General features: G+C 57.2%; 21 protein-coding genes. 11 read left to right on the top strand and 10 right to left on the bottom strand.

Annotated elements, in window-relative coordinates; genetic code table 11:
- The first annotated feature begins 40 nt into the window (after nucleotides 1-40).
- The 3 genes from AC0V60_RS03335 to purQ all read left to right on the top strand — a co-directional run bounded on the left by AC0V60_RS03335 (nucleotide 41) and on the right by purQ (nucleotide 4,126).
- Nucleotides 41-2,956, top strand: a complete 2,916-nt coding sequence (locus AC0V60_RS03335) for a M16 family metallopeptidase (RefSeq protein WP_486177127.1) — start codon at nucleotides 41-43, stop codon at nucleotides 2,954-2,956.
- Nucleotides 2,957-3,185: 229 nt separating this feature from the next.
- The gene (gene purS, locus AC0V60_RS03330; protein ID WP_486177126.1) at nucleotides 3,186-3,437 is read left to right on the top strand and encodes a phosphoribosylformylglycinamidine synthase subunit PurS; all 252 of its coding nucleotides are present in this window, start codon (nucleotides 3,186-3,188) and stop codon (nucleotides 3,435-3,437) included.
- A complete protein-coding gene (purQ, locus tag AC0V60_RS03325; protein WP_486177125.1) occupies nucleotides 3,437-4,126 on the top strand; it encodes a phosphoribosylformylglycinamidine synthase subunit PurQ in 690 nt (229 codons plus the stop codon). Before purS ends, purQ begins: the two co-directional genes overlap by 1 nt.
- A 16-nt stretch (nucleotides 4,127-4,142) precedes the next feature.
- Here purQ and AC0V60_RS03320 read toward each other — a convergent pair whose 3' ends face one another.
- Complete coding sequence (locus tag AC0V60_RS03320; protein ID WP_486177124.1) at nucleotides 4,143-6,452, bottom strand: putative bifunctional diguanylate cyclase/phosphodiesterase; 2,310 nt, start codon at nucleotides 6,450-6,452, stop codon at nucleotides 4,143-4,145.
- Between the two features lie 145 nt (nucleotides 6,453-6,597).
- Nucleotides 6,598-8,421, bottom strand: a complete 1,824-nt coding sequence (glmS, locus tag AC0V60_RS03315) for a glutamine--fructose-6-phosphate transaminase (isomerizing) (protein ID WP_486177123.1) — start codon at nucleotides 8,419-8,421, stop codon at nucleotides 6,598-6,600.
- 240 nt (nucleotides 8,422-8,661) lie between these two features.
- Between glmS and AC0V60_RS03310 the strand changes: the two genes are divergently transcribed.
- From AC0V60_RS03310 to AC0V60_RS03300, 3 genes are read left to right on the top strand one after another with little or no spacing between them, the layout of a single operon-like run.
- Nucleotides 8,662-9,675, top strand: coding sequence for a glycosyltransferase family 2 protein (locus AC0V60_RS03310; RefSeq protein ID WP_486177122.1), 1,014 nt, complete (start codon nucleotides 8,662-8,664; stop codon nucleotides 9,673-9,675).
- On the top strand, nucleotides 9,672-11,348 hold the full coding sequence (locus AC0V60_RS03305; RefSeq protein WP_486177121.1) for a hypothetical protein: 1,677 nt from the start codon (nucleotides 9,672-9,674) through the stop codon (nucleotides 11,346-11,348). The genes AC0V60_RS03310 and AC0V60_RS03305 overlap by 4 nt, the downstream gene beginning before the upstream one ends.
- The gene (locus AC0V60_RS03300) at nucleotides 11,348-12,445 is read left to right on the top strand and encodes a glycosyltransferase family 4 protein (RefSeq protein WP_486177120.1); all 1,098 of its coding nucleotides are present in this window, start codon (nucleotides 11,348-11,350) and stop codon (nucleotides 12,443-12,445) included. Before AC0V60_RS03305 ends, AC0V60_RS03300 begins: the two co-directional genes overlap by 1 nt.
- Here the strand turns inward: AC0V60_RS03300 and AC0V60_RS03295 are convergent.
- Nucleotides 12,442-13,482, bottom strand: a complete 1,041-nt coding sequence (locus tag AC0V60_RS03295; protein ID WP_486177119.1) for a glycosyltransferase family 2 protein — start codon at nucleotides 13,480-13,482, stop codon at nucleotides 12,442-12,444. The genes AC0V60_RS03300 and AC0V60_RS03295 overlap by 4 nt on opposite strands.
- 2 nt (nucleotides 13,483-13,484) lie before the next feature.
- Nucleotides 13,485-14,744 carry a TolB-like translocation protein gene (locus AC0V60_RS03290; RefSeq protein WP_486177118.1) on the bottom strand — a complete coding sequence of 420 codons (1,260 nt, stop codon included), beginning with the start codon at nucleotides 14,742-14,744 and terminating at the stop codon, nucleotides 13,485-13,487.
- A gap of 128 nt (nucleotides 14,745-14,872) precedes the next feature.
- Between AC0V60_RS03290 and AC0V60_RS03285 the strand changes: the two genes are divergently transcribed.
- Both AC0V60_RS03285 and AC0V60_RS03280 read left to right on the top strand, forming a co-directional pair.
- Complete coding sequence (locus AC0V60_RS03285) at nucleotides 14,873-15,238, top strand: methyltransferase domain-containing protein (protein ID WP_486177117.1); 366 nt, start codon at nucleotides 14,873-14,875, stop codon at nucleotides 15,236-15,238.
- A 26-nt stretch (nucleotides 15,239-15,264) separates the two neighbouring features.
- Entirely contained in the window at nucleotides 15,265-15,606 is a 342-nt protein-coding gene (locus AC0V60_RS03280; RefSeq protein ID WP_486177116.1) for a hypothetical protein, read from the top strand.
- A 13-nt stretch (nucleotides 15,607-15,619) separates the two neighbouring features.
- Here AC0V60_RS03280 and AC0V60_RS03275 read toward each other — a convergent pair whose 3' ends face one another.
- On the bottom strand, nucleotides 15,620-16,918 hold the full coding sequence (locus tag AC0V60_RS03275; protein ID WP_486177115.1) for a lipopolysaccharide biosynthesis protein: 1,299 nt from the start codon (nucleotides 16,916-16,918) through the stop codon (nucleotides 15,620-15,622).
- 273 nt (nucleotides 16,919-17,191) lie between these two features.
- On the opposite strand from AC0V60_RS03275, the gene AC0V60_RS03270 reads away from it, so the two are divergent.
- Entirely contained in the window at nucleotides 17,192-18,739 is a 1,548-nt protein-coding gene (locus tag AC0V60_RS03270) for a TadA family conjugal transfer-associated ATPase (protein WP_486177114.1), read from the top strand.
- Here AC0V60_RS03270 and AC0V60_RS03265 read toward each other — a convergent pair.
- Both AC0V60_RS03265 and AC0V60_RS03260 read right to left on the bottom strand, forming a co-directional pair.
- The gene (locus tag AC0V60_RS03265; RefSeq protein ID WP_486177113.1) at nucleotides 18,736-19,476 is read right to left on the bottom strand and encodes a hypothetical protein; all 741 of its coding nucleotides are present in this window, start codon (nucleotides 19,474-19,476) and stop codon (nucleotides 18,736-18,738) included. The two genes, AC0V60_RS03270 and AC0V60_RS03265, sit on opposite strands and share 4 nt — an antisense overlap.
- The gene (locus tag AC0V60_RS03260; protein WP_486177112.1) at nucleotides 19,473-19,727 is read right to left on the bottom strand and encodes a hypothetical protein; all 255 of its coding nucleotides are present in this window, start codon (nucleotides 19,725-19,727) and stop codon (nucleotides 19,473-19,475) included. The genes AC0V60_RS03265 and AC0V60_RS03260 overlap by 4 nt, the downstream gene beginning before the upstream one ends.
- Nucleotides 19,728-19,809: 82 nt before the next feature.
- On the opposite strand from AC0V60_RS03260, the gene AC0V60_RS03255 reads away from it, so the two are divergent.
- On the top strand, nucleotides 19,810-20,748 hold the full coding sequence (locus tag AC0V60_RS03255) for a DMT family transporter (RefSeq protein WP_486177111.1): 939 nt from the start codon (nucleotides 19,810-19,812) through the stop codon (nucleotides 20,746-20,748).
- Nucleotide 20,749: 1 nt separating this feature from the next.
- Nucleotides 20,750-20,887 (top strand): entericidin A/B family lipoprotein, encoded by a 138-nt coding sequence (locus AC0V60_RS03250; protein WP_486177110.1) that lies wholly within the window; start codon nucleotides 20,750-20,752, stop codon nucleotides 20,885-20,887.
- A 26-nt stretch (nucleotides 20,888-20,913) separates the two neighbouring features.
- Here the strand turns inward: AC0V60_RS03250 and AC0V60_RS03245 are convergent, their stop codons facing one another.
- The 3 genes from AC0V60_RS03245 to AC0V60_RS03235 all read right to left on the bottom strand — a co-directional run bounded on the left by AC0V60_RS03245 (nucleotide 20,914) and on the right by AC0V60_RS03235 (nucleotide 23,700).
- Nucleotides 20,914-21,567: a DUF938 domain-containing protein gene (locus tag AC0V60_RS03245; protein ID WP_486177109.1), complete on the bottom strand. Its 654-nt coding sequence runs from the start codon at nucleotides 21,565-21,567 to the stop codon at nucleotides 20,914-20,916.
- A 16-nt stretch (nucleotides 21,568-21,583) separates the two neighbouring features.
- Nucleotides 21,584-23,146 (bottom strand): long-chain-fatty-acid--CoA ligase, encoded by a 1,563-nt coding sequence (locus tag AC0V60_RS03240; RefSeq protein ID WP_486177108.1) that lies wholly within the window; start codon nucleotides 23,144-23,146, stop codon nucleotides 21,584-21,586.
- A gap of 107 nt (nucleotides 23,147-23,253) precedes the next feature.
- Entirely contained in the window at nucleotides 23,254-23,700 is a 447-nt protein-coding gene (locus AC0V60_RS03235; RefSeq protein ID WP_486177107.1) for an ABA4-like family protein, read from the bottom strand.
- Nucleotides 23,701-23,708: the final 8 nt, after the last annotated feature.

Genomic DNA, 23,708 nt, shown 5'->3' with positions numbered 1-23,708 from the left:
AGTCTCAGCATCTCAAAGAGATGAAAGACTAGAAGCATTGATGAAATTTGCTGCCTGCGCCTTTGTCGCAGGGACCTTCGCCCTATCGCAGCTCGCCCTGTTTGCGCCGCTCGCAGCGCAGCAACAGGACCAAACAAGCGCTGCAAGCAGCAGCGAAGCGGAGCCCACATGGGCCTATGAGGCCAGCGACGTCCCCGTTGATCCGGCGTATGTTTTCGGCACCCTGCCCAATGGAATGCGCTATATCCTGCGGGAGAATGCAACGCCTGAAGGCACCGCAATTGTTCGAATGCGCATCGGTTCTGGATCGCTCGCTGAGAACGAGAACGAACGCGGCCTCTCTCATTTCTTGGAGCACATGGCCTTCAATGGTTCGACCAATATTCCCGAAGGTGAGATGATCCCCTTGCTAGAGCGTGAGGGGCTCGCCTTTGGCGCTGATACCAACGCGGCGACCGGGTTCGAGGCGATTACCTACATGCTTGATCTGCCGCGCAATGATGAGGCGCTGCTTGAAACAGCAATGATGCTCATGCGCGAAACTGCAAGCGAGCTTACCATCGCACCTGACGCCGTTGATCGGGAACGCGGCGTGATCTTAGCCGAACGCCGCGATCGGCGCGGCTATTCCCAGCGTGCGCGCGAAGATGGGTTTGAATTTATCTCCCCCGGCGCGCGCTACACACAGCGCCTGCCAATTGGAACGCTGGAAGTCATTGAAAATGCGAGCGCAGCTGACCTTCGCGGGCTTTACGAGCGGACCTACACACCTTCGAACACAGTGCTTGTCATTGTCGGCGATTTTCCGATTGAGGTAATGGAACAGGCGATCCGCTCGCGGTTTTCCGATTGGGCGCCTGCACCTGTGCCAGCAGAACCGTTGACCGGACCAGTTGATGTGAGCCGGAAGGGTGAGAGCGATATTTTCCTCGATCCGGCGCTTTCCGAAAGCCTGACGCTGACCATGCTGGCGCCGTATATCGACGAGCCGGACACGGTCACAGCGCGCGAGCAATCAATTTTGCGAGGGATCGCTTATGGGATCATCCGGCGGCGCATATCGCGTGCTGCCCGCTCGGCGCAGCCACCCTTTCGCGCTGCCCGGTTCTCGCAGGGCTCTATCTTCGAGGACGCACGCACCAACACTTTGACCATCGCAAGCGAGGATGGAAAATGGCGCGAGGCGATGCAGGCGGCTGTTCAAATCGTCCACGAAGCCGCCGTTCACGGCTTCACCAAAGCGGAGGTCGCGGAACAACTCGCCAATATCCGCACGACGCTTGAAAACCAAGTGGCAGGCGCGGTGACGCGGTCTAATGGTGCCTATGCAAGAGGCGCACTCAACCTTGTCGCGAGCGAGACGGTCCCAACAGAGCCAAAGTTCGCACTGGCTTTGTTCGAGCGCATCGCGAGCGCGGTGACGCCTGAAAGCGTGGCCGCAGCCTTTCGCGAGCGCCTTATTCCCTTTGGCGATCCTTTGATCCGCTTTCAGGGCCGCATCCGGCCAGAAGGCGGTGAAGATGCTCTGCGCACGGCCTTTACCGAGGCCATGGCGTTGCCGATCAGCGCGCCCGAAGAGGTAAGCGCAAAGGCGTTTGCCTACAGCGATTTTGGAACTCCCGGAGAGGTCGTCCTCGACACACGCGATGAGCGGCTGGGCTTTCGCTATATCACCTTTGCCAACAATGTGCGTCTGACCCTCAAGACGACAGACATTCGCGAAGACCGCGTGGCGTACCGGCTGCTTTTGGATGGCGGTGCGCTTATGAACACGCCCGAAGATCCGCTGCGCACCTATCTCATCGGAGCGCTTTCGGCAGGCGGGCTTGGCAAGCACAGCCGTGATGAATTGCAGACTATTTTGGCAGGACGCAGCGTTGGTTTCAGCGCATCCAACAGCGCAGAAGCATTCAGTTTCACGGGCGGCACGACACCGCGCGACCTTAATTTGCAGATGCAACTGCTCACAGCAGGTCTTACAGATCCCGGCTACCGCGCTGAAGGTATTGAGCAATTTAAGCGCGGTATCGACAATTTCTTTGCAACGCTCAATTCCACCCCCTTCAGAGCCTACGGCAATGCGGCAGGCGCGATCCTTTCAGAAGGAGACCCGCGTTTCAGCCTCCAGCCCAAAGAGGCCTTCTTTGCGCTCGATTACGCCAAATTGGCAGGCGCTATTGGAGACCGGCTGGAAAGCGGCGCGATTGAACTCGCCCTTGTCGGGGATTTTGATGAGAACGCAGCAATCGCAAGCGTTGCAGCCACACTCGGCGCCTTGCCTGCTCGTGAAGCTGAATTTCGCCCCCGCAACGAGGCGCGCACACGCCGTTTTACAAAAGAACGCCTCCAGCACACCCTCAGCCATGACGGGGAAACCGATCAAGCGCTTGTCCGTATGGTATGGCCAACCGATGATGACAGCGATTTTGCGCAGGAATTGCGTCTTTCGCTTTTGGCACGAACGGTCCGGATTGAGCTGACCGACCGTCTGCGAGAGGAATTGGGTCAGGCCTATTCCCCCAACGCTTCCAGTTCGATGAGCAAGATCTACCCCGGCTACGGCACCTTCACACTCACAGCCTCGCTTGATGTGGCTGAAGTCGAAGAGGCGCGCAAAGCCATCGCTGCGATGATCACGGATTTTCGCGAAAAGCCGATTGAGCCCGACCTTATTCAGCGCGCCCGGCAGCCATTGCTTGAGGCGTATGACAATGCTCTCAAATCGCTTGGGGGATGGATGCAGCTTGCCGACCGTGCCCAAAGCGAGGCAGAGAGGCTGGAGCGATGGTTTGAGGGGCCCGACACTTTGCGCGCGATCACGCCTGAGGAATTGAGCGCCACTGCTAAGGAATTCCTAGTACCTGAAAATGCGGTGGAATTTATCGTGCTGCCGAAAGAAGCGCCTGAGGCGGGGGAAAACGCTGCGGCCTCTGGAGCGTCAAATAAGAAAGGCTGACAGGTCGCCTCCTGCCAGCCTTCCTTAGGGTATCTTGATAGGCACCCTGAGCTATTGCCGCTAACCGAAAGCGCGCAAATTACCAAGCCCTGTTTACAAAAGCGCCCACCATCTGAACCGCCTTGGCCATACGCGCGGGTGATTGTCATGATGCCCCGCATTGCACGCGCGCGACGAGACGTTATACGCGCATGCACAAACACCACATTCAAGCTGAGGAATCGGTCCCATGAAAGTTCGCATTCTTGTGTCGCTAAAGCCGGGCGTGCTCGATCCTCAAGGACGCGCGGTGCATCATTCGCTTGATGGACTTGGCTTTGATGTCGTCGAAGACGTGCGTATCGGGCGTATGATTGAAATGGATGTGGCCGACGGCACAACCGACGAAACGCTGACAAAAATGTGCGAGCAGCTGCTTGCCAATATGGTGATCGAAAACTACGCGATCGAGCGGCTTGGCGGCGTGAAGGAGCCCGCATAATGGCCTTCAAAGGCGGCGTCATCACCTTTCCCGGCTCCAATTGCGACCGCGATATGGCTGTCGCTTTGAAAATGGTATCGGGGGAACCGGCAGTCCGGATCTGGCACGGCGATGCTGACCTTCCCGCTGGCCTCGACTTTATCGCTCTACCCGGCGGATTTTCTTATGGCGACTATTTGCGCTCTGGCGCGATGGCAGCGCGCAGCCCGGTGCTGCGCGCCGTTGTCGAAGCAGCGAACCGCGGTGTGCCGGTCCTGGGCGTATGCAATGGCTTTCAGGTTCTCACCGAAAGCGGGCTTCTTCCCGGCGCTTTGATGCGCAATGCGGGGCAGACATTTGTGTGCCGCACGGTCGATCTTGAAGTTGCCAACACCACATCGCTGTTCACGCAAAGCCTAGAGCAAGGCCAGACCTTGCGCATTCCGGTCGCGCACCATGACGGCAATTATTTCGCAGACCAAGCCACACTTGATACACTCGAGGGCGAGGACCGCGTGGCCTTCCGCTATCGCTCGCCTGTGAACGGATCGCAGCGTGATATAGCAGGCGTTCTTAGCGCCAATGGCCGCATCCTTGGTATGATGCCCCACCCGGAACGCGCAATGGAACAGGCCGCACACCCCTCACTTGGCGGGGCAGATGGGCGAGTACTGTTTCAAAATGTGATCGAAAGCCTGATCGCCGCGTAACGAGACCGGCTTAGGGTTAGGCGTGCTTTGCCCGCTTCCAATTGTCATCAAACAGTGCCTTTGCGTCACCGCTTGGCATGGGCCGTCCAAAATAGAACCCTTGGATCTTATCGCATCCAAGGTTGCGAAGGAGGTCAGCCTCTTCAGCGCTTTCAACGCCTTCTGCAGTTGTAGTCATTTCGAGGCTTTTCGCCATCGCAACAACTGCGTTGATAATCGCAAGGCTTTCATTTGCCCCTTGCGAAGCGCCTTGCACAAAGCTTCGGTCAACCTTGATGGTTGAGAACCGCAGCTTGCGCAAATAGCCAAGCGAGGAATAGCCTGTGCCAAAATCATCAAGAGCAATCGAACAGCCAAGCGCCATGACCTGCTCCAACGCATTGCGAGCGATACTCGCATCGCGCAGGAAGATACTCTCTGTGACCTCGATCTCGAGGCGCTCAGGGCGAAGGCCGCTGGCAGAGAGCGCGTCGATCACCTCTTGGTGGAAATCAGGTTCCAGCAATTGTTCCGGCGACACATTGACATTGACCTTCACATGACCGGGCCAATTGCGCGCTTCAAGACAAGCCTGACGCAAGACCCATGTTCCAATCGGGACGATCAAGCGGGTGTCTTCGGCGAGCGGAATAAATTTGCCTGGGCTGACAAAGCCATGCTCTGAACTGTTCCAGCGCACCAGAGCCTCGAAGCTCACAATATTCTCGCTTCTGGCATCGACTACGGGCTGATAGTGCAGCACAAACTCGTTAAGGCTGAGAGCTTTGCGCAAAGACGCTTCAAGCTGGCGCCGTTCTTCAGCGGATGCGTGCAGGTTTTGCTCAAAACGACAATGTTCGCCGCCGCCTGCGTCCTTAGCACGGTAGAGCGCCAAATCTGCATTTCGCATCAGTTCTTCGACAGTGCGGCCATCGCGCGGACCGACAGCTGAGCCTACGCTTGCGCCCACGTAAAGCATGTGGTTATCGACTTGGTAGGGCTCAGAAAGGGTGGTGATTACCCGCTTGGCGAGGCTGCGCAGGTATTCCAGATCGCTCGCATCGCGTATGACCACAGCGAATTCATCCCCGCCGAGCCGGCCAACGATAGCGTTATCGCCCATCAGCGATTCAAGTCGCGCGGATACTTGCGCCAAAAGCTTGTCGCCGGTCATGTGTCCGAGCGAATCGTTCACAGCCTTGAAGCGATCAAGGTCGATCATCATCATCGCGCAGCGCGTGCGCCAATGTTCAGCATATTCAAGCGCATCGCCCAATGCCTCTGTCAGCATCAAACGATTGGGTAGCGAGGTGAGCGTGTCGTAACGCGCTAGATACTCAATCTTTTCCGATGATTGCCGCTGCTCTGTAACATCAGAGCCAACGCCTCTGAAACCGGTGAACTTGCCGCGCTCATCGCGGATGGGTGTGCCTGATAGCTCCCACCAACGCTTCACGCCTTTGATTGAGACCTGCACGAACAGGTTAGCAAAATTCTCCCTGTTTCGCAGCTTTTCGGCAAGCTCATGAAGGCTGGGCGGGAAATCACCGCTTTCCCATTTATCGCCAGCAATAAGCGCTAGGAGTGGTTTGCCCTCCACCTCTGTGTCTGAAGCATTCAGCGCAAAAGCGAAGCGGGGGCTGACCGATTGCAACCGGCGGCGGGTATCAATTTCCCAAAGCCAGTCTGCTTCATTCTCCTCAAATTCGCGCAAAAGGAGCGAGACGACCTCTTCTTTTTCCGCGATCATGCTCTCTGCAATGCGTGCGCTGATATGGGCGCGGCCCACCTCGACCGCGCCTAGCGTGGTGCAGATTGTGAAGAGAATGATACCGCCCACAACGCTCCAGTCCCCATTGATGAGGAACGGGAAAGAAGCCGCCACGCCGTTGATTGCGGTGGCAACGACCATGTTGAACGGGGTGGTGGTGTAGAAATAGACGCGCGCTGCCATCAAAAGCCCGATCAGTACGAGCAATGTCACCGCGCTAGCCTGAGAGCCGTAAGGCGCAAACACAATTGGCGGGACCAGCCAAACAACCGCCGATGCGATAGCCATGAATGAATGAACCCGCCCCCGCAAAATATGTGCACCCTTGCTGGTATGCGAGCGGCGGCGGCGATCTGCCCAGGTTCCGTAGACTTGCAAACAAGCAAGAGCGCCAAACCATAACCCGACCCACAAAAGCCCAACTGAGCTTAAATAAAGCTGCGCCACAAACAGGCCCAAAAGCGCATGGGCGTATGCGCGGTGGAATGTCAAACGGCTAAGATCGTGCTCTTCAAGCCCCCGAAGACGCGGCCAGTCGGCGTGACCTTTCTCAGAAAGGCCAAGGACAGCTGACATCGGCAATTCCCGCTCAATTGACGGCGCTGTTATGTTTATCTGCTCGCTCACACCCGCTTGGTTAATCTCGAAAGGTTATAAGGTGGTAAAAGCGCCTGCCCCGCACGAAGAAATTCGCGGCCTCAAAAACCCCGGAATTCTGCGGCTATTCGACCGTAACAGACTTGGCCAGATTGCGCGGCTGATCAACGTCTGTGCCTTTAACGACTGCCACGTGATATGCCAGTAGCTGTACGGGTATAGCGTACACCAATGGCGCAATCAAAGGGTGCACAACAGGCATCTCAATCGTCGCCAGACAACCATCGCCAGCCTCCTCAATTCCCGCCGCATCCGAGATCAAGACAACCTTGCCGCCGCGCGCACGCACCTCTTCCATATTGGAGACTGTCTTCTCGAAAAGCGGGCCAGAAGGCGCAATAACAACAACTGGCACGTCGTCATCAATGAGTGCGATAGGGCCATGCTTCATCTCACCTGATGCATATCCTTCAGCGTGGATATAACTGATCTCTTTGAGCTTTAACGCGCCTTCAAGCGCCAGCGGATAATCCTGACCACGTCCAAGATAAAGCACATCGCGGGTTTGCGAGAACAAAGGCGCCATTTCGGCAATATCATCATCATGGGCAAGCGCAGCATTCAGCGCTGCGGGGGCTTCCAGCAAATGCTCCACCACCTCGCGTTCTTCATCCCGCGACAGGCGGCCCTTCTTCACGGCCATGTGCGCCGCTAGCGCCGCCAAAACAGCAAGCTGGCAAGTGAAAGCCTTTGTTGAAGCCACACCAATCTCAGGGCCAGCGTGAGTGGGAAGCAGCAGATCAGCCTCGCGCGCCATCGAACTGGTCGGGACATTGACGACCACGGCGATGACCTGGCCTTCCGCTTTACAATGGCGAAGCGCTGCCAGAGTATCTGCGGTCTCTCCGCTTTGCGAAATAAAGAGCGCAAGTCCGCCCTCCTCCAGCACGGGATCGCGGTAACGAAACTCGCTTGCAACGTCGATATCGACCGGCACACGGGCAAATTGCTCGAACCAATATTTGGCAACCAGACCGGCATAATATGAGGTGCCGCAAGCAACAATCGTAAGGCGCCGAATGGCGGAGAGGTCAAAATCAAATTGCGGAAGCGCAACTGAGACATCCTCGCGCCGCAAGTAAGAGCTCAAGGTTTGCGCAACCACGGTGGGCTGTTCAAAAATCTCTTTTTGCATGAAGTGGCGGTAATTGCCCTTCTCAACCGCCGCCGCCGAAGCACCTGAGGCCTGGACCGCGCGTTCGGCAGCGTTGCCGACTTCGTCAAAGACCTGCACGCTGTCCTTGCGAACCACGACCCAGTCGCCCTCTTCAAGATATGTAATTCGCTGTGTGAGCGGGGCCAGGGCCAGCGCATCTGAGCCCAGAAACATCTCGCCCTCGCCGTATCCAACGACCAAGGGGGAGCCGAGCCTTGCACCTATCAAAAGGCCGGGATGCTCGCGGAAGGTGATCGCCAGCGCAAAAGCGCCGCGCAGCCTTGGCAGAACAGCGCGCACTGCCGCTTCAGGCGCGAGGCCCGCCTCGATCTGCTCAGACACCAAATGCGCGACAACTTCGCTATCCGTTTCGCTTTCGAAAGAGCGCCCAGCCGCAGCCAGTTCCGCTCGAAGTTCCTTATAGTTTTCAATGATGCCATTGTGCACAATCGCAACTTCACCGGTCGCATGCGGGTGCGCATTGGAAGCAGTGGGTGCACCGTGTGTCGCCCAGCGGGTGTGCGCAATGCCGGTCGTCCCGGGGGCTGGCTCGCTTTGCAATACTTTTTCTAGGTTGAGCAATTTGCCTTCAGCGCGCCGCCTGACAAGTTGGCCGCCATCGAGGGTGCACACACCGGCGCTGTCATACCCGCGGTATTCCATCCGCCTCAGGCCATCGACCAACCGGTCTGCCACAGGGTCTGAACTGACGATCCCGATGATGCCGCACATATTTCGCTGTATTCCTTTGAGGTAGTGTTACCGGTGGTTAGCCGTTTGTGTTCCGGTGCACTACTTGCAAAGCTTGAACAAGACTTGAAGCAAAAGCGCAAACTTTCAGCCGCTGTCCCGAAGATGAGCAGCATCCGCGTGCGCCTGTCACTCATCATGGTTTACGATTGCTTAAGCACACCCCGCTAGCACGGCAAAAGGATGGCCAAACCGCGCTGTCTTTAAGGGGCAACACAAAACATGAAGCTCATCATTCAGATACCGTGCCTTAACGAGGCAGAAGTGCTGCCTGAGACGCTTGCGAAATTGCCGCGCTCGCTGCCCGGTGTCGATTGCATCGAATATTGCATCATTGATGATGGCAGCCGCGATGACACGAGCGGCGTCGCAAGGCGATGGGGCGCGCACCATATCGTTCGTCACCGCCGCAATCGCGGCCTTGCCGAAGCCTTCCGCAGCGGCATGGACAAATGCTTGGCTGAAGGCGCGGACATTATCGTCAACACTGATGCTGATGGGCAATACGAGGGCGCGGATATCGCCAAGATTGTCGCGCCTGTTGTCGCAGGCGAGGCTGATATCTGCATCGGAGATCGGTCGGTTGGCAGCAATGCGCATTTTGGTGCTGGCAAGCGGCTGCTTCAGCGGCTCGGCTCTTATGTGGTGCGCACGCTGTCTGCGACAGATATCACCGACGCCGTCAGCGGTTTTCGCGCGATCAGCCGCGATGCGGCCCAGCGTATCAATATCACTACAGACTTCAGCTATACGACCGACATGCTGATACAGGCAGGGCGCAAGCGGCTGGCGATTACCAGTGTGCCGATCCGGACCCATGCAACCACCCGCCCCTCGCGCCTTTTCAAGTCTATTCCAAAGTTCATTCAGCAAACCGGCGTCACGATCCTGCGCGCTTATACCACATTCAATTCACTGCGCGTGTTTGTGGGTCTGGGCATGCTGGCGACGCTGATTGGGCTGGTCCCGATTGGCCGTTTCCTGTGGTTCTTTGTGACGGGTGACGGCGACGGCCACATCCAGTCGCTCGTGATCGGCGGCGCTTTGCTGACCGTGGGTGTGCTGGTGGCAACGCTCGGCATACTGGCCGATCTGATCGCGACCAACCGCAAGCTGCTTGAGGCCAATATGCTCAAGCTCAGGCGCATCGAAGAGCGGCTTGATCGCGGCGAAACGGAGCCCGAAGACCTGCCAGTGAGCACTCCAGACAGGCGTCAGGTAAGGCGGCGCGCATGACAGCGGCAATCTTAGAGCGCCAGCAAGAGCCCAGCGGGGCGATGGGCGCTCTTTCACAGACACTATCAAGGTCTTGGCCTGCTGCGTTGCTCATTTTTATGGCAGCGCTGCATGTGCATTTGGGCGTCACCCGCTCGATCAACTGGGATGAGTTCTGGTTCTACTCGCAGGTCGAAGCGCTCGCGCAAGGGCGTACCTTCCAGCCGCTCCAAACCCTGCACACACAGATGTTCGCCTGGTGGCTCCCGCAACTTGGTGGGACAGCGGTGGAGCAGATCCTCGCCGCGCGCTGGGCTATGCTTGGGTTTGCTGGCTTCGCCGCATGGTCGATCTATCTGGTCGCCGAGCGCGTATCAGGCCGCACCGCAGGATATCTTGCCGCAGCAGCATATCTGGGCGGCGGATTTGTACTCAACCACGCGACATCATTTCGCGTGGATGGGATAGCGGCTGCAACGCTTGGGCTTGCTCTTGCGATTGCCATGCGCTCCAAAGTGCGCACACCAGCGATCTTAGCGCTGGGGGCACTGATCGCTGTCTCTGCGCTAGTGACGATTAAGTTCGTGCTGTGGTTTCCAGCTTTTCTCGGTGTCGCTTTGTGGCGCTGGGAAGAGGAAGGTTTTAACTGGCGCTATCTCGCTCGTTGGGTCGCAGCTGGAGCGGTAGCCGTCGGTTTCGGCGCGCTCCTTTACATCTGGCATTCCGGGGCTGCACTGGCAGGCGAGACCACCATCGGCACCGCGAAATACGCAGGCGGCGCGGCGAGCAAGATGTTTGGCCTGTTCCACTCGCCCTATCTCTATTTGACGCGGCACGCAGCCCTTGGCGCAGCACCTCTGGCTCTCGCCGCGTTCCTTGCCCCGGCGCTGATTTTCAAAGGCCAACATAGCCTCGCCCGGCGCATTGGGCTTATGCTCCTATGGTTCCCGGTGTTGACTCCGCTATTCTACCACAACAGCGCGCCCTATTTTTACGTTTTCATCCTGCCGCCGGTGGCGATGGCCGCGTCAATTTCCTTCGCCTTTATCGCCAAGCGGTACGGCAACGCGCTGATCGCAGGCGCTGTCGCGGCCTTTGCGATGCTCGCTTGGTTCAGCAATGAGGAGCCCGTGACCGACCGCCAGCAAGCTTTGCTCACCGCGATTGATGAGACCTTCCAAGAGCCCGTCACATACTTCGATTGCTGCGGCATGATCGGGCGCTTCACCAAGGCCAATGGCTTTATGACACCGTGGGGGATTGAGAGCTACCGCAAAGCAGGTGCCTCGACATTTGCCGATAAAATGGAAGCCCAAGCCGTCCCGCTCCTGCTCGATAATGAGCAAATGTTCGCACCCCTCTTTGAAAGCGAAGGGGAGACCTTCTTCCACCCGGAAGATGCGAATGCCCTTCGCGGCACATACCGCCATTTCTGGGGCGATCTGTATTTGGCTGGGCGTAAGTTGGCGGCAGGCGAAACTCTCACTTGGAGGGTGCTGGTGCCCGGAACCTACACAGCGTCCCGCGCGCTGATGGTCGATGGCGAAGTGGTTGAGGCTGGGCAAACTGTACAGCTTTCACGTGGCATTGTGACAATCGCAAACACCGCAAACGCTCCAGCCACCCTGACATGGGGCGACAACCTAAAGCCTCCGCAATCCACTGCCCCAAGCGATTATTGGGGCGGGTTTTGATGGACGCCGCCGTGCCTCCTGCGCGGACCAAGGCCTCGGCTAAAGGACCACGCGTCCTTTTCATCACCCGCAAATGGGGACCTGCGATCGGCGGAATGGAGACCTATTGCGAGCGTTTGACCGAGGAACTTGCAAAGCTCACTGACGTCGACGTGATTGCTTTGAAAGGCAGGCCAAACGGTCAACCACCCGGTGCAGTGGCGCTCTTGCTGTTCCCGTTCATTGTTTTGCGCCGTCTGCTTGGCCTCAAAGTAAAACCCAGCATCGTGCATCTCGGCGATATGTCGATCTGGCCCTTGGCGGCCCTTTCCCTCGCCTTTGTACCGCAAGCGAGGCTTGTCCTATCCGCGCACGGCACAGATGTTGCTTATGGAGCAAGAGGCGGCCTTAAGGGAGGTCTCTACAACGCTTATCTACGCGCCGGCTCATCACTGTTCAAATCCGCGAAAGTGATCGCAAATTCGCATGCGACGAAAGCCCGCCTTGAAGACATTGGCTGGAATTGCGACGCGGTGGTTCCGCTCGCCACAGACCTGCGCGCCGACTTAGAAGCCGAATTCAATCCGAATGAGCTCCTGTTCGCAGGCCGATTGGTGAAGCGCAAAGGCCTTAGCTGGTTCGTCCGCGAGGTTTTACCGCATCTGCCCAAAGAGGTGCGCCTAACCGTCATCGGAACCCGGTGGGACACAGGCGAAGACAGCGCATTGGAGCACACTCAGGTCGATTTTTTGGGCGGAATGGACCAGCCAACCTTAGCCAAACGCTTTGCCAAAGCCGCGTGCGTCATCGTGCCCAATATAGAGCCTGACAATGGCGAATATGAAGGTTTTGGCCTGATCGCACCCGAAGCCGCCAGCGCGGGCGGGCTCGTCCTTGCAAGCGCTAGCGGCGGCCTAACCGATGCGGTCCGCGATGGCCAAACCGGGTTCTTAGTCGAAGCAGGAAATGCGCAGCAATGGGCCGCGAAGATTAGAGAAGTGCTGGGCTGGGATGCTGAGACACGCGGCGAGTTTATCGCGCATTCGCAAAAGATCGCGCAAAGCCACTATGCCTGGGATAGGGTCGCGCAAGAGACCGCCCAGGTCTACGCAAGTTAACGCCCCCGATTGCGCAGGCTCTTAAGCGCAGTCCCCGGATCGCAGAGCACCGCGCGCGTCAGATGAGGCAAATGCGCTTTTCCATGCCAGACAAATGCCGCAACCGACGCAGGCGAAGAAAGCCCCTTGCCCCGCGATAAAATCGCATCGGCCAGCAACCCAGCCGTCATCCGCCGCATCCAGCGAGCGTGCGCTTTCGTCGGAGCCTCCCTACAATCATGCACCACCATTGCATCGGCACCCGCGATTGCCTTAACAATCACCTCAGGCGTAGCGCTAGCATTGTAGGAAAACAGAGCAATCAGCGGCTCTAACCCCGCCACAATTTCCGCAGGCAGTCGCGCAGCCAAATGCCGCCTCCCAATCGCGGCGCAGTTTTGCGCCTGCTCAAGCCGCTTAGCATGTGTAATCGCGCCCTCATGACGGCGGTATTGTATAAGCGGCTGGGCCAAGCGCCGGGTCGGCCCCATCACCGCTAGCCTTCCCCATAGGTCAAAATCCTGCGCGGTTTTGTAGCTCTCATCATAAAGGATCGGTGTCTTGCCATCGGGGCAGCGGCGGAAGCAAAAGGTAGGATGGGGCGCAGGCGGATTCCAGCCAAGCAGCCAGCCCACCTGCCATTCATCAAGCGCCTCAGACTTCCGGCTCAGCACCCTTCCCTCGGCATCAATCATCTCAAAGCCAGCAACAACACCAACATCTTGCGGGTTCGCCGCCATATGCGCGTATTGCACGCTCAGCCGGTTCGGCAAGCAAACATCATCAGCATCAATACGCGCGATAAACTCACCCCGCGCTTCTGCCAGTCCGCGATTGAGCGAGCGAGTGAGACCCATGTTGCTTTCATTGGTCAGCACCCGAATCCGCGGATCACTCGCCGCCGCCTTCGCCAACATCGCAGCCGTCCCATCGCTCGACGCATCGTTAACGATCAGGAACTCATAAGCTTCAAAATCTTGCGCAGCGACGCTTGCAAGAGTCTCACCCAAGAACCGCTCACCATTGTGCGCCCCCATCAACACCGTGACCGCAGGCATAATTAGCCCGCTTCCACGAGATAAATTGCGCGGTAGCCATCATGGGTCGAGTCCACAAGAATCCTCGTGCCATCACGCGACCAGCGCGGGTGGAGGTCGCAGCGCCATTCGTCCTGATAGCGCTTGTCCGCCAATAGCCGTCCAAGCTCTCGCCGCCCACCCACATCATTGCTGATAACAAAGAGCGTCTGTTCACTGTAAAGATCAGGGTAAGTGTCCGTAACCCAAGCGCCATTCGCACCGTTCTGGCTAGGATGACCATCGACATCGGGTGTTGCTTGCGATAACGGCGCAAGCGACCCGTCGCGGCAGTCAAATACAAGATATTGCGAGTTAATCCCTGCATTCGAGGTGTAGACGATGCGGTCGTCATCAAGCCACCAATAGTGCGAAGCGCGCCCTGGCAAAGGCACATGTGTGAGGCCCGATCCGTCGCACTTTCCAATCACCGCATCGACCGTCCAACCGTGCACATCTTCAGGGTTGGGTAGGCGCTTGTACAGTACTGTGAAACGGTTCGCCTTGGGGCTCAAAAGGGCAGCGTTGAGGTAGTGATACTCATGGCGCGCCGCCCCCGGAACAAGCGCCGCAAATTGCGGCATGGAATAGGCAAGCTCAGACTTGCTGCTTGCTAGGTCCACCAGCGTCACTCCGTCACCATCGGGCAAATTTTCAGCCGCAAACGGGTCTTCAAGCAGCGGGTAGCCGTAGCCGGGACGACACCTAGCAAGCCGTGCGAAATTCAGGCTGAGACCAACTCCAGCCTTCTCATTTGCATCGAAGAGCGGCACGCCGCATTGCTTGCGAAGAGCGCTCCCCTCCTCTGCCAAACAATGCGCAGGCCTACCGTCCACTACCGCATTGAAAGCCAAAGTGCGTGGACCAGCGCTGTCCCACCAACGAAGCCGCGCGCCCATCTGCCAGCACCATAGCTGCGTCTCGGCAACGCGATGCCAATCACCAGAGGCAAAATCAAACCAGCCCACTTGAGCCGTTTCAGTTCCCGTGAGCGCCCGGCGCGCCACATTACAGGCATGAGCTAAAACCGCGCCGCCATCGGTGGACACGGGTTGAATCTCATAATAGCCGGCAAAGGTCTCACACCCCGGCACGCGGTACTCGCGCGCACTAAGTTCGGCAGGTACGCGGCCCTGAACATTGCGCAGCGTCCGCAAGACGGGCGGTAAAACTTGCGTTTTCAATGCCCGGCGCACCGGTCTCGGCACGGCCATCGCGATGGAGGAGACAATTTTGCGACTCATGGCACCGGTATTAACCTGACAGTTACTAAGATTTCTTACCTCTTAGGCACATTTTCGAAAGCGCGCTCTGCTGCGCACCACAATTTTTCCCAAGCCGCCTTCATCGGCGCACATTTAAGAGCACATGAATGGCCAGCGCAGCTCCAGCCCCAGATAGCCTCTACGACAGCAGCTTTCACGCCGATCGCGATGCGCGCACGCGTGCGGCTGCGAGACTAATTCTAGGGCATGTCCAGCGCTGGATTGCTCCAAAGAGCGCGGCAGACGTGGGGTGCGGCGTTGGCACTTGGCTTTCGGTAGCAGAGGAACTTGGCATCCAGAAAGTGCGCGGCTTCGAGGGGCCATGGGCGAAAACCGCCAATCTGGTACTCGATGAATCGCATGTCAGCTTTACGAATCTTGAAGAGCAAGTCAGCGCCGATGATCGCTTCGATCTCGTTATTTCGCTGGAAGTTGCCGAACACCTAGCCCCCCGCGCGCGGCAAGCTTTGTAGGCGATCTGTGCGAGCTTGGCGACTGCGTGCTGTTTTCCGCTGCCATCCCGATGCAAGGGGGAACGGGCCATGTGAACGAGCAATGGCAAAGCTATTGGGCAGAGCACTTCGCCGCCCATGGCTACACCGCGTTCGATCCGGTACGCCCGCTGATCTGGCAGAATTCAGACATTGCCTTTTGGTATCGTCAGAATATGCTGATGTTTGCCAAGCAGGGCTCAAAGGCCGAGGCGAAGCTTCAGGCACAAGGCTTTGGCGCGCCGCAAATGCTCGACCTGGTACACCCGGATCAATATCTTCACGCCGAGGCCGCTCAGCCCGTTCGTGCCATGGGCCGGAAGCTTAAGCAGGTCTTCGGGCGAGCTTGACTAGCGAGGCTGATTAGGCGCCCTTCGCAGCGGTCCTTGCAACCCACCAGCCATAGGCGGACCACACCAGCTCAAAGGCGATATGGGCAAGGCCTATTCCGACAAGACCAAGCGATCCGATCGTCCATATCAGCACTGCGAAATACGCAAACGTCCCAGCGATCACCGAGCCCAAAAACCGCCCGCTGCGCCCGAAGGCGAGCAGCAAAGGCATCAGCGTCACGCCCGATAAGTATAGCCCACGCGCGGCAAACAGGATCACGGTGATCGTGGCAGCTGCCGCGAACTCTGCACCAAAGCCGAGCACCAGAATGGGCTCTGCAAAGAAATACACGGCGCCTGTGAGCACTAACCCCACTACACAAGCGGCACCGGCGATTTTGGTGGCATAGCCAAAAGCACCGCCCTTATCCCCTGCCTCGCAAGCCCGCGCTATGGGTGCGCTTGCGACTTGTTGCAAAGGCCGTCCCAATTGTCCGACCAGATTAGCGAGGTTCTTGGCCGCGCGTAACAAGCCTGCTGCCACCGGTCCAAGTACGGCGCCCGCCAACAGCACATCTGCCTCTTGGCTCAGCATACGGATGCCGAATGTTGCATTGGTTTGCCACATCATGGGCCAGAAGTTCGGCGAGCCTGAAATCGCATCTTGCGCATTGGCGCGGCTCAGTTGGGTCATACCCTCGCGGCGCAAGAGTATCAGCGACCAGATGAGATAGGCGACGTTTGCAAATACCTCTCCCATGAGCCAGATGAGCAAGAAGGTTTGCGCCGACGCACCTACAGCCCAAGCCGCCAAAGACCCTGCAAGGATCACTAGGGATGCAGAAACCGGGCGCACACTGATCGCGCCGAAACGGTCAAAGCAGCGCAGTGCCGCCTCAATCGCGCCAAACACTCGCGTTGCAATCACCAGAGCATAAACGCCCGCAAGCCACATCCAATCGGCTGAGAGACCAAGCCAGCCTGCCACAAGCGGGAGCGCAGCGATTGCGATCACCGTCGCCAAAATTGCGGTGCCAAAATCGACCAGAAGACCGGCTTTCACAAGGCCCCTTAGCCGCGCCGCGTCACTCTTCTCCCGAGCGCTTGCCATAAAATTGGTGAGCACGTTGACGGACTGAAAATTGCAGATTCCATCGACAAATCGGACATAGGATTGGACAATGATAAGAAGGCCAAGGGCGGTCAGATCCAACGCTTGCGCGGCAACTGCAAAGATCGCCAATTGCAAGACGCCATTGGCCGCATTGCCGCTCACCAGTTTGCTCCATGCACCAAGCAGCGCTTTCATGGGATTGGGGCCACCCTTCATTGCCATCTGCCAAGCTGCGTATGACCGCGCGGTCCGGCATCTATCCTAGCAAACTATCCTTAACCCAAGATACATTAAAAGAGCGATAGGATACCTTTCGATTTGCCCGGGAAACGCGCGTTCAAGTCTTTGGCACATCATTGCCCCACAACTTAACCAGCGCCTTGGCAAAAAATTAAGGTTTCCAAATTATTCACCACATTTCGACACGAGCTCTTTGCGATAACTCGCGAGAGTGCTGAAAAATATATATTGAGCCTGGGGGCTAAGTTAATGAGCGCATTTGGCAAAAAAGGTGGCGCAGGCGGCATGAAACCGGGTGCGAAACCTGCCTTCGGCGTTGCACGGCCAATGAAAGGTGGGGGCTCAAACTCTGACCCTGCCAAAGGCGGCGAGCAATTCCCTCCCCTTCCTGAAGGCGGGGGCAGCTCAGAGCCTGCCAAATCCAGCGCACCTCCTCCGCCCAAATCCTCCAAGCCAGCATCTACAGCAGATGCGATGGATCGCCTGACCGAGCGCATGAACGCAACCCATGCCGCCGAAGCAGAGGCCGGCGGTTTTGAGGCCAGCGTTCACAAGATTAAAGAACAGGTTCTCCCGCGCCTTCTTGAGCGCGTTGACCCTGAAGCGGCAGCCACTCTCACCAAAGAAGAGCTGTCGGAAGAATTTCGCCCGATCATCATGGAAGTGCTGGCCGAGCTTAAAGTTACACTGAACCGCCGTGAGCAATTTGCTCTTGAGAAGGTTCTGATCGACGAGCTTTTGGGCTTTGGTCCATTGGAAGAGCTTCTCAACGACCCGGACGTGTCCGATATCATGGTGAACGGCCCTGATCAGACCTATATCGAGAAAAAGGGTAAGCTCATTATCGCGCCCATCCGGTTCCGCGATGAACAACACCTTTTCCAGATCGCGCAGCGTATCGTGAACCAGGTTGGCCGCCGTGTTGACCAAACCACGCCGCTTGCCGATGCCCGTTTGAAAGACGGCTCGCGTGTGAACGTCATCGTTCCGCCGCTGTCTCTGCGCGGCACTGCAATCTCCATTCGTAAGTTCTCTGAGAAACCCATCACCTTGGACATGCTCAAGGAATTCGGCTCGATGTCGGAGAAGATGTGCACCGCCCTCAAAATTGCGGGCGCGTGCCGGTTTAACATCGTGATTTCAGGGGGTACGGGTTCTGGTAAAACGACCATGCTCAACGCTCTGTCAAAAATGATTGACCCGGGCGAGCGCGTTCTGACGATCGAGGACGCGGCAGAACTTCGCCTGCAACAACCCCACTGGCTGCCACTGGAAACCCGTCCGCCAAACCTTGAGGGGCAAGGCGCGATTACCATTGGCGACCTTGTGAAAAACGCTCTGCGTATGCGTCCTGACCGGATTATCCTGGGTGAGATTCGTGGCTCTGAGTGTTTCGACCTTCTTGCAGCGATGAACACGGGCCACGATGGCTCGATGTGTACGCTTCACGCCAACTCCCCGCGTGAGTGTCTTGGCCGTATGGAAAACATGATCCTGATGGGCGACATCAAGATCCCTAAAGAAGCCATTTCGCGCCAGATCGCAGAATCTGTTGACCTGATTGTTCAGGTGAAACGTCTGCGCGATGGTTCACGCCGTACAACTGACATTACCGAGGTGATCGGGATGGAAGGCGATGTGATCGTGACGCAGAACCTGTTCAAGTTCGAATATCTCGACGAGAGCGAAGACGGCAAGATCATGGGCGAATTCCGCTCGAGCGGTCTGCGTCCCTATACGCTGGAGAAAGCGCGTCAGTTCGGGTTTGATCAGGCGTATTTGGAAGCGTGTCTCTAGTCCTCTGGCCTAGAATATCTCCAAAGATACCAAGCTGCGGCAAAAGCCCCAAGCCCAAGCAGGAAGATCCAAGCGTAAGTGTACCACGGCGTCTGCTCCTGCGTTGTGGGCGAGTTCTCCTCTGAAGCTACAACACTCGATTGCGATTCTTGGGGCGGCAAACCGCGCGCGGCCCGCCTTTCAGCTGCGCGCGCTTCCGCTTCTGCCCGCTTTCGCGCGACATACTCGGCTTCTTCAGAGTACAGTTGCGACGGGCGCGCCACGCCATCGACAATCCATCCCTTAACGGCAGAGACGTTTTGCCGTCTCCCGTCCAAGACGTAGAGTCCAACGCATGGGCCACCAACGACCATATTGGCGAACAATGTTGCTCCGGCATTGTCTTCGTAGCGATGCCGCCAGAAGCTCACGATCTCTGGCCCCTGAGGTGCCCGGCTATCCGGCACCCGATAGTTGATCGGCGGGAAGTAAACCTCAATCTGGTCCGCAGCTTGACCTTTAAGGATTTCGTCCACTCGGTAGGTGACTAGAGCCTGCGACGCATTGCCGTTTTCGTTAAACCCGGTCGGCTCGTAAGCGATCATCTCGCCGACGAAAATACCATCGGCGGTCAACATTTCGTCGTAGTTTTTCTCAACTGCAATTGTGCAAGCCTGAGCTTTGGCCGCGAAACCAAGGGCCAAAGCGAGCAAGGAGAGGACGACACCCAAAATCCGCATAGTGTGAGTGTATCTCACAAATTCCCCAACACAACCGGCAAGCTCATTGCCAAACACCCACCGCCGATAATCGCAAGCCCCAGAAACAATCCTGTCCACGGCACAAACCCGACGCGTTCTAACCGGTCAACCGAGCGGCGTTTTGCGCGCTGTTTGTCCATCAGCAGGCATAACGCCGCCAGGACCCAGCAGGCAATGCCAACCAAGGCCAAGAGCGCGGCATCGCTCGCAAAGGTGAGAGGGTTTATGAACTCCATGTCGGCGCTCATTTAGGCGTGTCTCGCTTGGGCACAAGCCCAACTCGCAGCTAAGCATTGCGCAATCACACCGTGTCCCTAAAGCACCAAGGCAATGGATGGTTCAGTCGCCCGCCCTCGCCCAATGCTTGCCATTGGACTGCGCCTCATCACAGCCGTGGTGTTTGCCACCATGGGGATGCTGGTGAAGCTTGGCGGAGAGCGCGGCGTGCATCTGGTTGAGATGCTTTTCTGGCGCCAATTCATAACCTTCGCGCTGATCGCTGGCGGCTTGGCCCTGTTTGGAAAGCTCGCCACTGTGCGAACCAGAAGGATCAAAAGCCACGCAGCGCGCGCGGCCCTTGGCGGGCTTTGCATGTTCTTTGTCTATGGCGCTGTGCTGCTGCTGCCTCTCGCAGAGGCGACGACGCTTTCTTATACAGCGCCGTTCTTTGCCGTTGGGATCGCTGTCACGATGTTTGGTGAGAAGGTTGGCCGGTATCGCTCTGCTGCGGTTCTGGTCGGCTTCTGCGGCGTTCTTGTGATTATGCAACCCGGCAGTATGGGCGATGAAATTACCGCGTTGGGCGTCTTCGTCGCGCTTCTTGCGGCCGCGATGGTCGCGCTGATTAGCTTCCAAATTCAGGACCTCAACAAAACCGAAAGCCCGTGGAGCATCATCTTCTGGTTCACCGCGATTTCGATGCCGGCATTCCTGATCCTCATGCCCTTCTTTGCAAGCTGGCACAGCGAGGAAACTTGGGTGATTATTGTCGCAATGGCTGTGTGCGGGGCTTTGGCCCAGATTCTACTGACAAGCTCGCTGCGTTTCGGGTCGGCCGGTGTGATCTTGCTGATTGACTACACATCGCTGCTTTGGGCAACGTGGTATGGTTACGCCATATTCGACCGGGCACCCTCGACAACATTGTGGCTGGGTGCACCGTTGATCGTAGGTGCAGGGCTTTTGATCGCATGGCGCGAGCGCAAACTGGCAAAGCTGCGGCAGGATGCTGTCAACACTCCGGCATCGCCGCCCCCGAGGGAGACCTAATATGACCCGTAAAGTTATTCTCGCAGCCGTTCTTGGCACTTTGACCATATCGGCCGCTGCATGCAACACCGTCCAGGGACTGGGCCAAGACATCGAATCTGTGGGCCGCGAGGGCGAAGAAGTCATTAATGATGAGTGACTTAAGGGCTTAGCCGCTCTGCCCGATTATTGGGCCCTTCCCTTAAAGCGATAGACCAGCATCAGATTGTTGGCTGGCATTTCATACCGCGCGGTGCGTTTAAAGGCGTGCTCGCGCGCAGTCGTGTCTATTTTATCGGCATCGCGAATACCCCAATTCGGATTGCGAGCTTTCAAGCTCGCATCAAAGGCAAGGTTTGATGCAGATGGCTCGCGCCCCTGCTCAAAGAAAGGGCCATACAAAATTAGGGGGAATCCGCGATTGCCTAAGGCGCGGGCAGAAGCGGCCGATTTTGCCAATCGCGCGGTCCCTTCGAACAGGCCAATGCACGAAGCGTAGGCAGATATGTGGATCATGTTGATGCACAAGGTGGCGGCAATATCGGGCGGTATTGCCCATACGTTAGGCATCTGCGCATCAATAACCACCGGAAAACCTAGGTTTTTCCCGGAATATTCCTGAGTGAATTCCCTTATCGAGGCGATAGCAGCAGGATCAGCATCGCTGGGCTGCCAGTAAAGGTCAGGAAACCGCTCAGCAAAGAAAACTGCGTGTTCCCCAGAACCGCTCGCGACTTCAAGTACGGTTGTTTTGTCCGGCCCTTCTATCGGGAGCTCCTCGGATAAAACACGTGCAATCGCCTCGCGGTTGCGCAAAGTGGCAGGGGCATGACGTTTCATGAAAGACCGGTTTTCTTTAAGAAACCTGCCGGTCCTGCCCTTCCCAATAGGGATCGCGCAATTGGCGGCGCAGGATTTTGCCTGAGGCGTTGCGCGGCATTTCAGGGATTACATCCACGCTCTTTGGTGCCTTGAAAGCCGCGATCCGTTCGCGGGCGTAGGCGATCACATCGCCCGCCTCAATCTCCATTCCAGGCTTGGGCACACAGCACGCTTTGACCTCTTCGCCCCATTGCTCAGAGGGAATGCCAATAACAGCGACCTCGGCAATGGCCGGGTGGCCATAAATCGCGCTTTCGACCTCTGCGGGATAGACGTTTTCGCCCCCGGAAATGATCATGTCTTTGATCCGGTCCTGAATGTAGACATAGCCGTCATCATCCATAATCCCGGCATCGCCTGTGTGGAGCCAGCCGTCGGCATCAATGGTTTTCGTTGTCGCTTCCGGCAGTTTCCAATATCCAGCGGTGTTGGAAGGCGAGTGTATGCAAATCTCTCCGATATCACCGCGGGGCAGTTCGGTATTGTCTTCGCCGCGGATCTCAATCCTCACGCCGGGCACAGCCTTGCCCGCTGAGCGCATCCGTTCATTGCCCTCTAAGACGTGATCATCGGGCGGAAGCATCGTGACCGTCCCGCAGGTCTCTGTCATTCCGTACACTTGCAATAGGCCGGCACCTGGCATGGTGGCCACGGTTTGTTTGAGCAGCTCCAACGGCATGGGCGCTGCGCCATACATAAGGTAGCGAAGCCCTGAGAAATCGGTCTCTTTGGCGAGAGGATGCTGGATCACAAATTGGATGGCAGCAGGAACAAGGAACATATGGGTCGCCCCGTTCTGGATCGCGTTCAGGACGCCGTCCGGGGTGAACTCAGCAAGAACTTGCGCGCGAATGCCCGCTGAAGTCGCAATCGCGGCAAGGCCTGTTCCGCCAATATGCGCACATGGCATGGCTGCAAGGATGCAATCGCTCTCTTCATATTGCTGCCAAGGGAGCGATGCGTCCTCAGCAGGTTTGCGAAGCGCGAACATATTGCGATTGGACAGGCCAACGCCTTTGGGATTTCCGGTCGTGCCAGAGGTATAAAGTTGCAGGATAGTATCGTCTGGACCCGCTGGCACGATCTGAGCTGGATCAAATGTCTGAGCAGCACGAAACGCCGTTTCCACCTCAAGCACCGCAGGGGCGCTTTCCATCGCCTCTGTCACTTGAACCGCTGTATCCAAGAAACTTTCTTCGACGAACAGGACCTTTGTGCCGGTATCTTGCAAGATATAGGTGATCTCAGGCGGTGCCAATCGCCAGCCGATCGGCGCCATGACAGCGCCAATGCGGGCAACGGCGTAAAGCAGCAGAAAATAGCGATCGGAGTTTTTGCCGAGCCAGGCGATCCGGTCGCCTTTGCCCACACCTTTGTCGGCAAGCAATGCGATAAGGCGCCGGGTCAAGACCTCCACCTCAGCGTAGGTTGTGGCGCGGTCACCCATCTCTAGCGCAACCTGATCAGGGCGAGCCTTTGCCCATTGGGTCAGGAAATCATCAAATGACAGACAATTGTCTCGGGCCTCTCCAGCCATATTTCATCTCTCCGCAAACTTCGCTTTTTGTAATGTTAAGCGATTGTCTGGGCTTTCGTCCATATTTTCACACACGGCAACTAACCTATTTGACATAATGCGTAAGTTTACGACCAGCGCCCTTTTGCGCGTGCTGCCGGTTCCCGCACAATCAGCCACAAGAAAAGACCAGCCGGGCCAGCAACGAAAGTAAGAAGCAAGATGGGTGCTTGCACAAAGCGTGAGATGAATTTGGCATCCCCGTCACGGGCGATCCAAAGGCCTACAAAAAGGTCAAACGCCAAATAATGGGTCCACCCAATCGTGACGCCCACATCGGTTGCGAAGATTGAGCGCACGCCTTCGATGGTCGTGAAGTCTGCACCATCTGCGCCGGGTGATATAAATCCAGCCAGAAGAGAGCCCATCAAGGCTGCATAGATAAAGCACAGAAAACCGACGCCTAGATAGAGCACACAAGCCAGCAAGAACGGCCAGCGTGGCAGCATAATAAGCGCGGTCCACGCGGTAAGTGCGAGCAAATTTACCGCATTGAAAACGAGGGACCAATCCATGTGGCTGC

The organism is Erythrobacter sp. S259, from assembly GCF_057364965.1.
Note: the sequence above shows the minus strand (reverse complement) of the source record. Positions and strands in the feature narration are given on the sequence as shown.

What these genes read in the sequence shown, in the direction of transcription:
- AC0V60_RS03335 (WP_486177127.1), top strand. Translation starts at nt 41, where the DNA reads ATGAAATTTGCTGCCTGCGCCTTTGTCGCAGGGACCTTCGCCCTATCG.
- AC0V60_RS03255 (WP_486177111.1), top strand. Translation starts at nt 19,810, where the DNA reads ATGGATGGTTCAGTCGCCCGCCCTCGCCCAATGCTTGCCATTGGACTG.
- AC0V60_RS03250 (WP_486177110.1), top strand. Translation starts at nt 20,750, where the DNA reads ATGACCCGTAAAGTTATTCTCGCAGCCGTTCTTGGCACTTTGACCATA.
- AC0V60_RS03310 (WP_486177122.1), top strand. Translation starts at nt 8,662, where the DNA reads ATGAAGCTCATCATTCAGATACCGTGCCTTAACGAGGCAGAAGTGCTG.
- AC0V60_RS03275 (WP_486177115.1), bottom strand. Translation starts at nt 16,918, where the DNA reads ATGAAGGGTGGCCCCAATCCCATGAAAGCGCTGCTTGGTGCATGGAGC.
- AC0V60_RS03245 (WP_486177109.1), bottom strand. Translation starts at nt 21,567, where the DNA reads ATGAAACGTCATGCCCCTGCCACTTTGCGCAACCGCGAGGCGATTGCA.
- AC0V60_RS03260 (WP_486177112.1), bottom strand. Translation starts at nt 19,727, where the DNA reads ATGAGCGCCGACATGGAGTTCATAAACCCTCTCACCTTTGCGAGCGAT.
- AC0V60_RS03300 (WP_486177120.1), top strand. Translation starts at nt 11,348, where the DNA reads ATGGACGCCGCCGTGCCTCCTGCGCGGACCAAGGCCTCGGCTAAAGGA.
- AC0V60_RS03270 (WP_486177114.1), top strand. Translation starts at nt 17,192, where the DNA reads ATGAGCGCATTTGGCAAAAAAGGTGGCGCAGGCGGCATGAAACCGGGT.
- AC0V60_RS03285 (WP_486177117.1), top strand. Translation starts at nt 14,873, where the DNA reads ATGGCCAGCGCAGCTCCAGCCCCAGATAGCCTCTACGACAGCAGCTTT.
- AC0V60_RS03235 (WP_486177107.1), bottom strand. Translation starts at nt 23,700, where the DNA reads ATGGATTGGTCCCTCGTTTTCAATGCGGTAAATTTGCTCGCACTTACC.
- AC0V60_RS03295 (WP_486177119.1), bottom strand. Translation starts at nt 13,482, where the DNA reads ATGCCTGCGGTCACGGTGTTGATGGGGGCGCACAATGGTGAGCGGTTC.
- purS (WP_486177126.1), top strand. Translation starts at nt 3,186, where the DNA reads ATGAAAGTTCGCATTCTTGTGTCGCTAAAGCCGGGCGTGCTCGATCCT.
- purQ (WP_486177125.1), top strand. Translation starts at nt 3,437, where the DNA reads ATGGCCTTCAAAGGCGGCGTCATCACCTTTCCCGGCTCCAATTGCGAC.
- glmS (WP_486177123.1), bottom strand. Translation starts at nt 8,421, where the DNA reads ATGTGCGGCATCATCGGGATCGTCAGTTCAGACCCTGTGGCAGACCGG.
- AC0V60_RS03290 (WP_486177118.1), bottom strand. Translation starts at nt 14,744, where the DNA reads ATGAGTCGCAAAATTGTCTCCTCCATCGCGATGGCCGTGCCGAGACCG.
- AC0V60_RS03320 (WP_486177124.1), bottom strand. Translation starts at nt 6,452, where the DNA reads ATGTCAGCTGTCCTTGGCCTTTCTGAGAAAGGTCACGCCGACTGGCCG.
- AC0V60_RS03240 (WP_486177108.1), bottom strand. Translation starts at nt 23,146, where the DNA reads ATGGCTGGAGAGGCCCGAGACAATTGTCTGTCATTTGATGATTTCCTG.
- AC0V60_RS03305 (WP_486177121.1), top strand. Translation starts at nt 9,672, where the DNA reads ATGACAGCGGCAATCTTAGAGCGCCAGCAAGAGCCCAGCGGGGCGATG.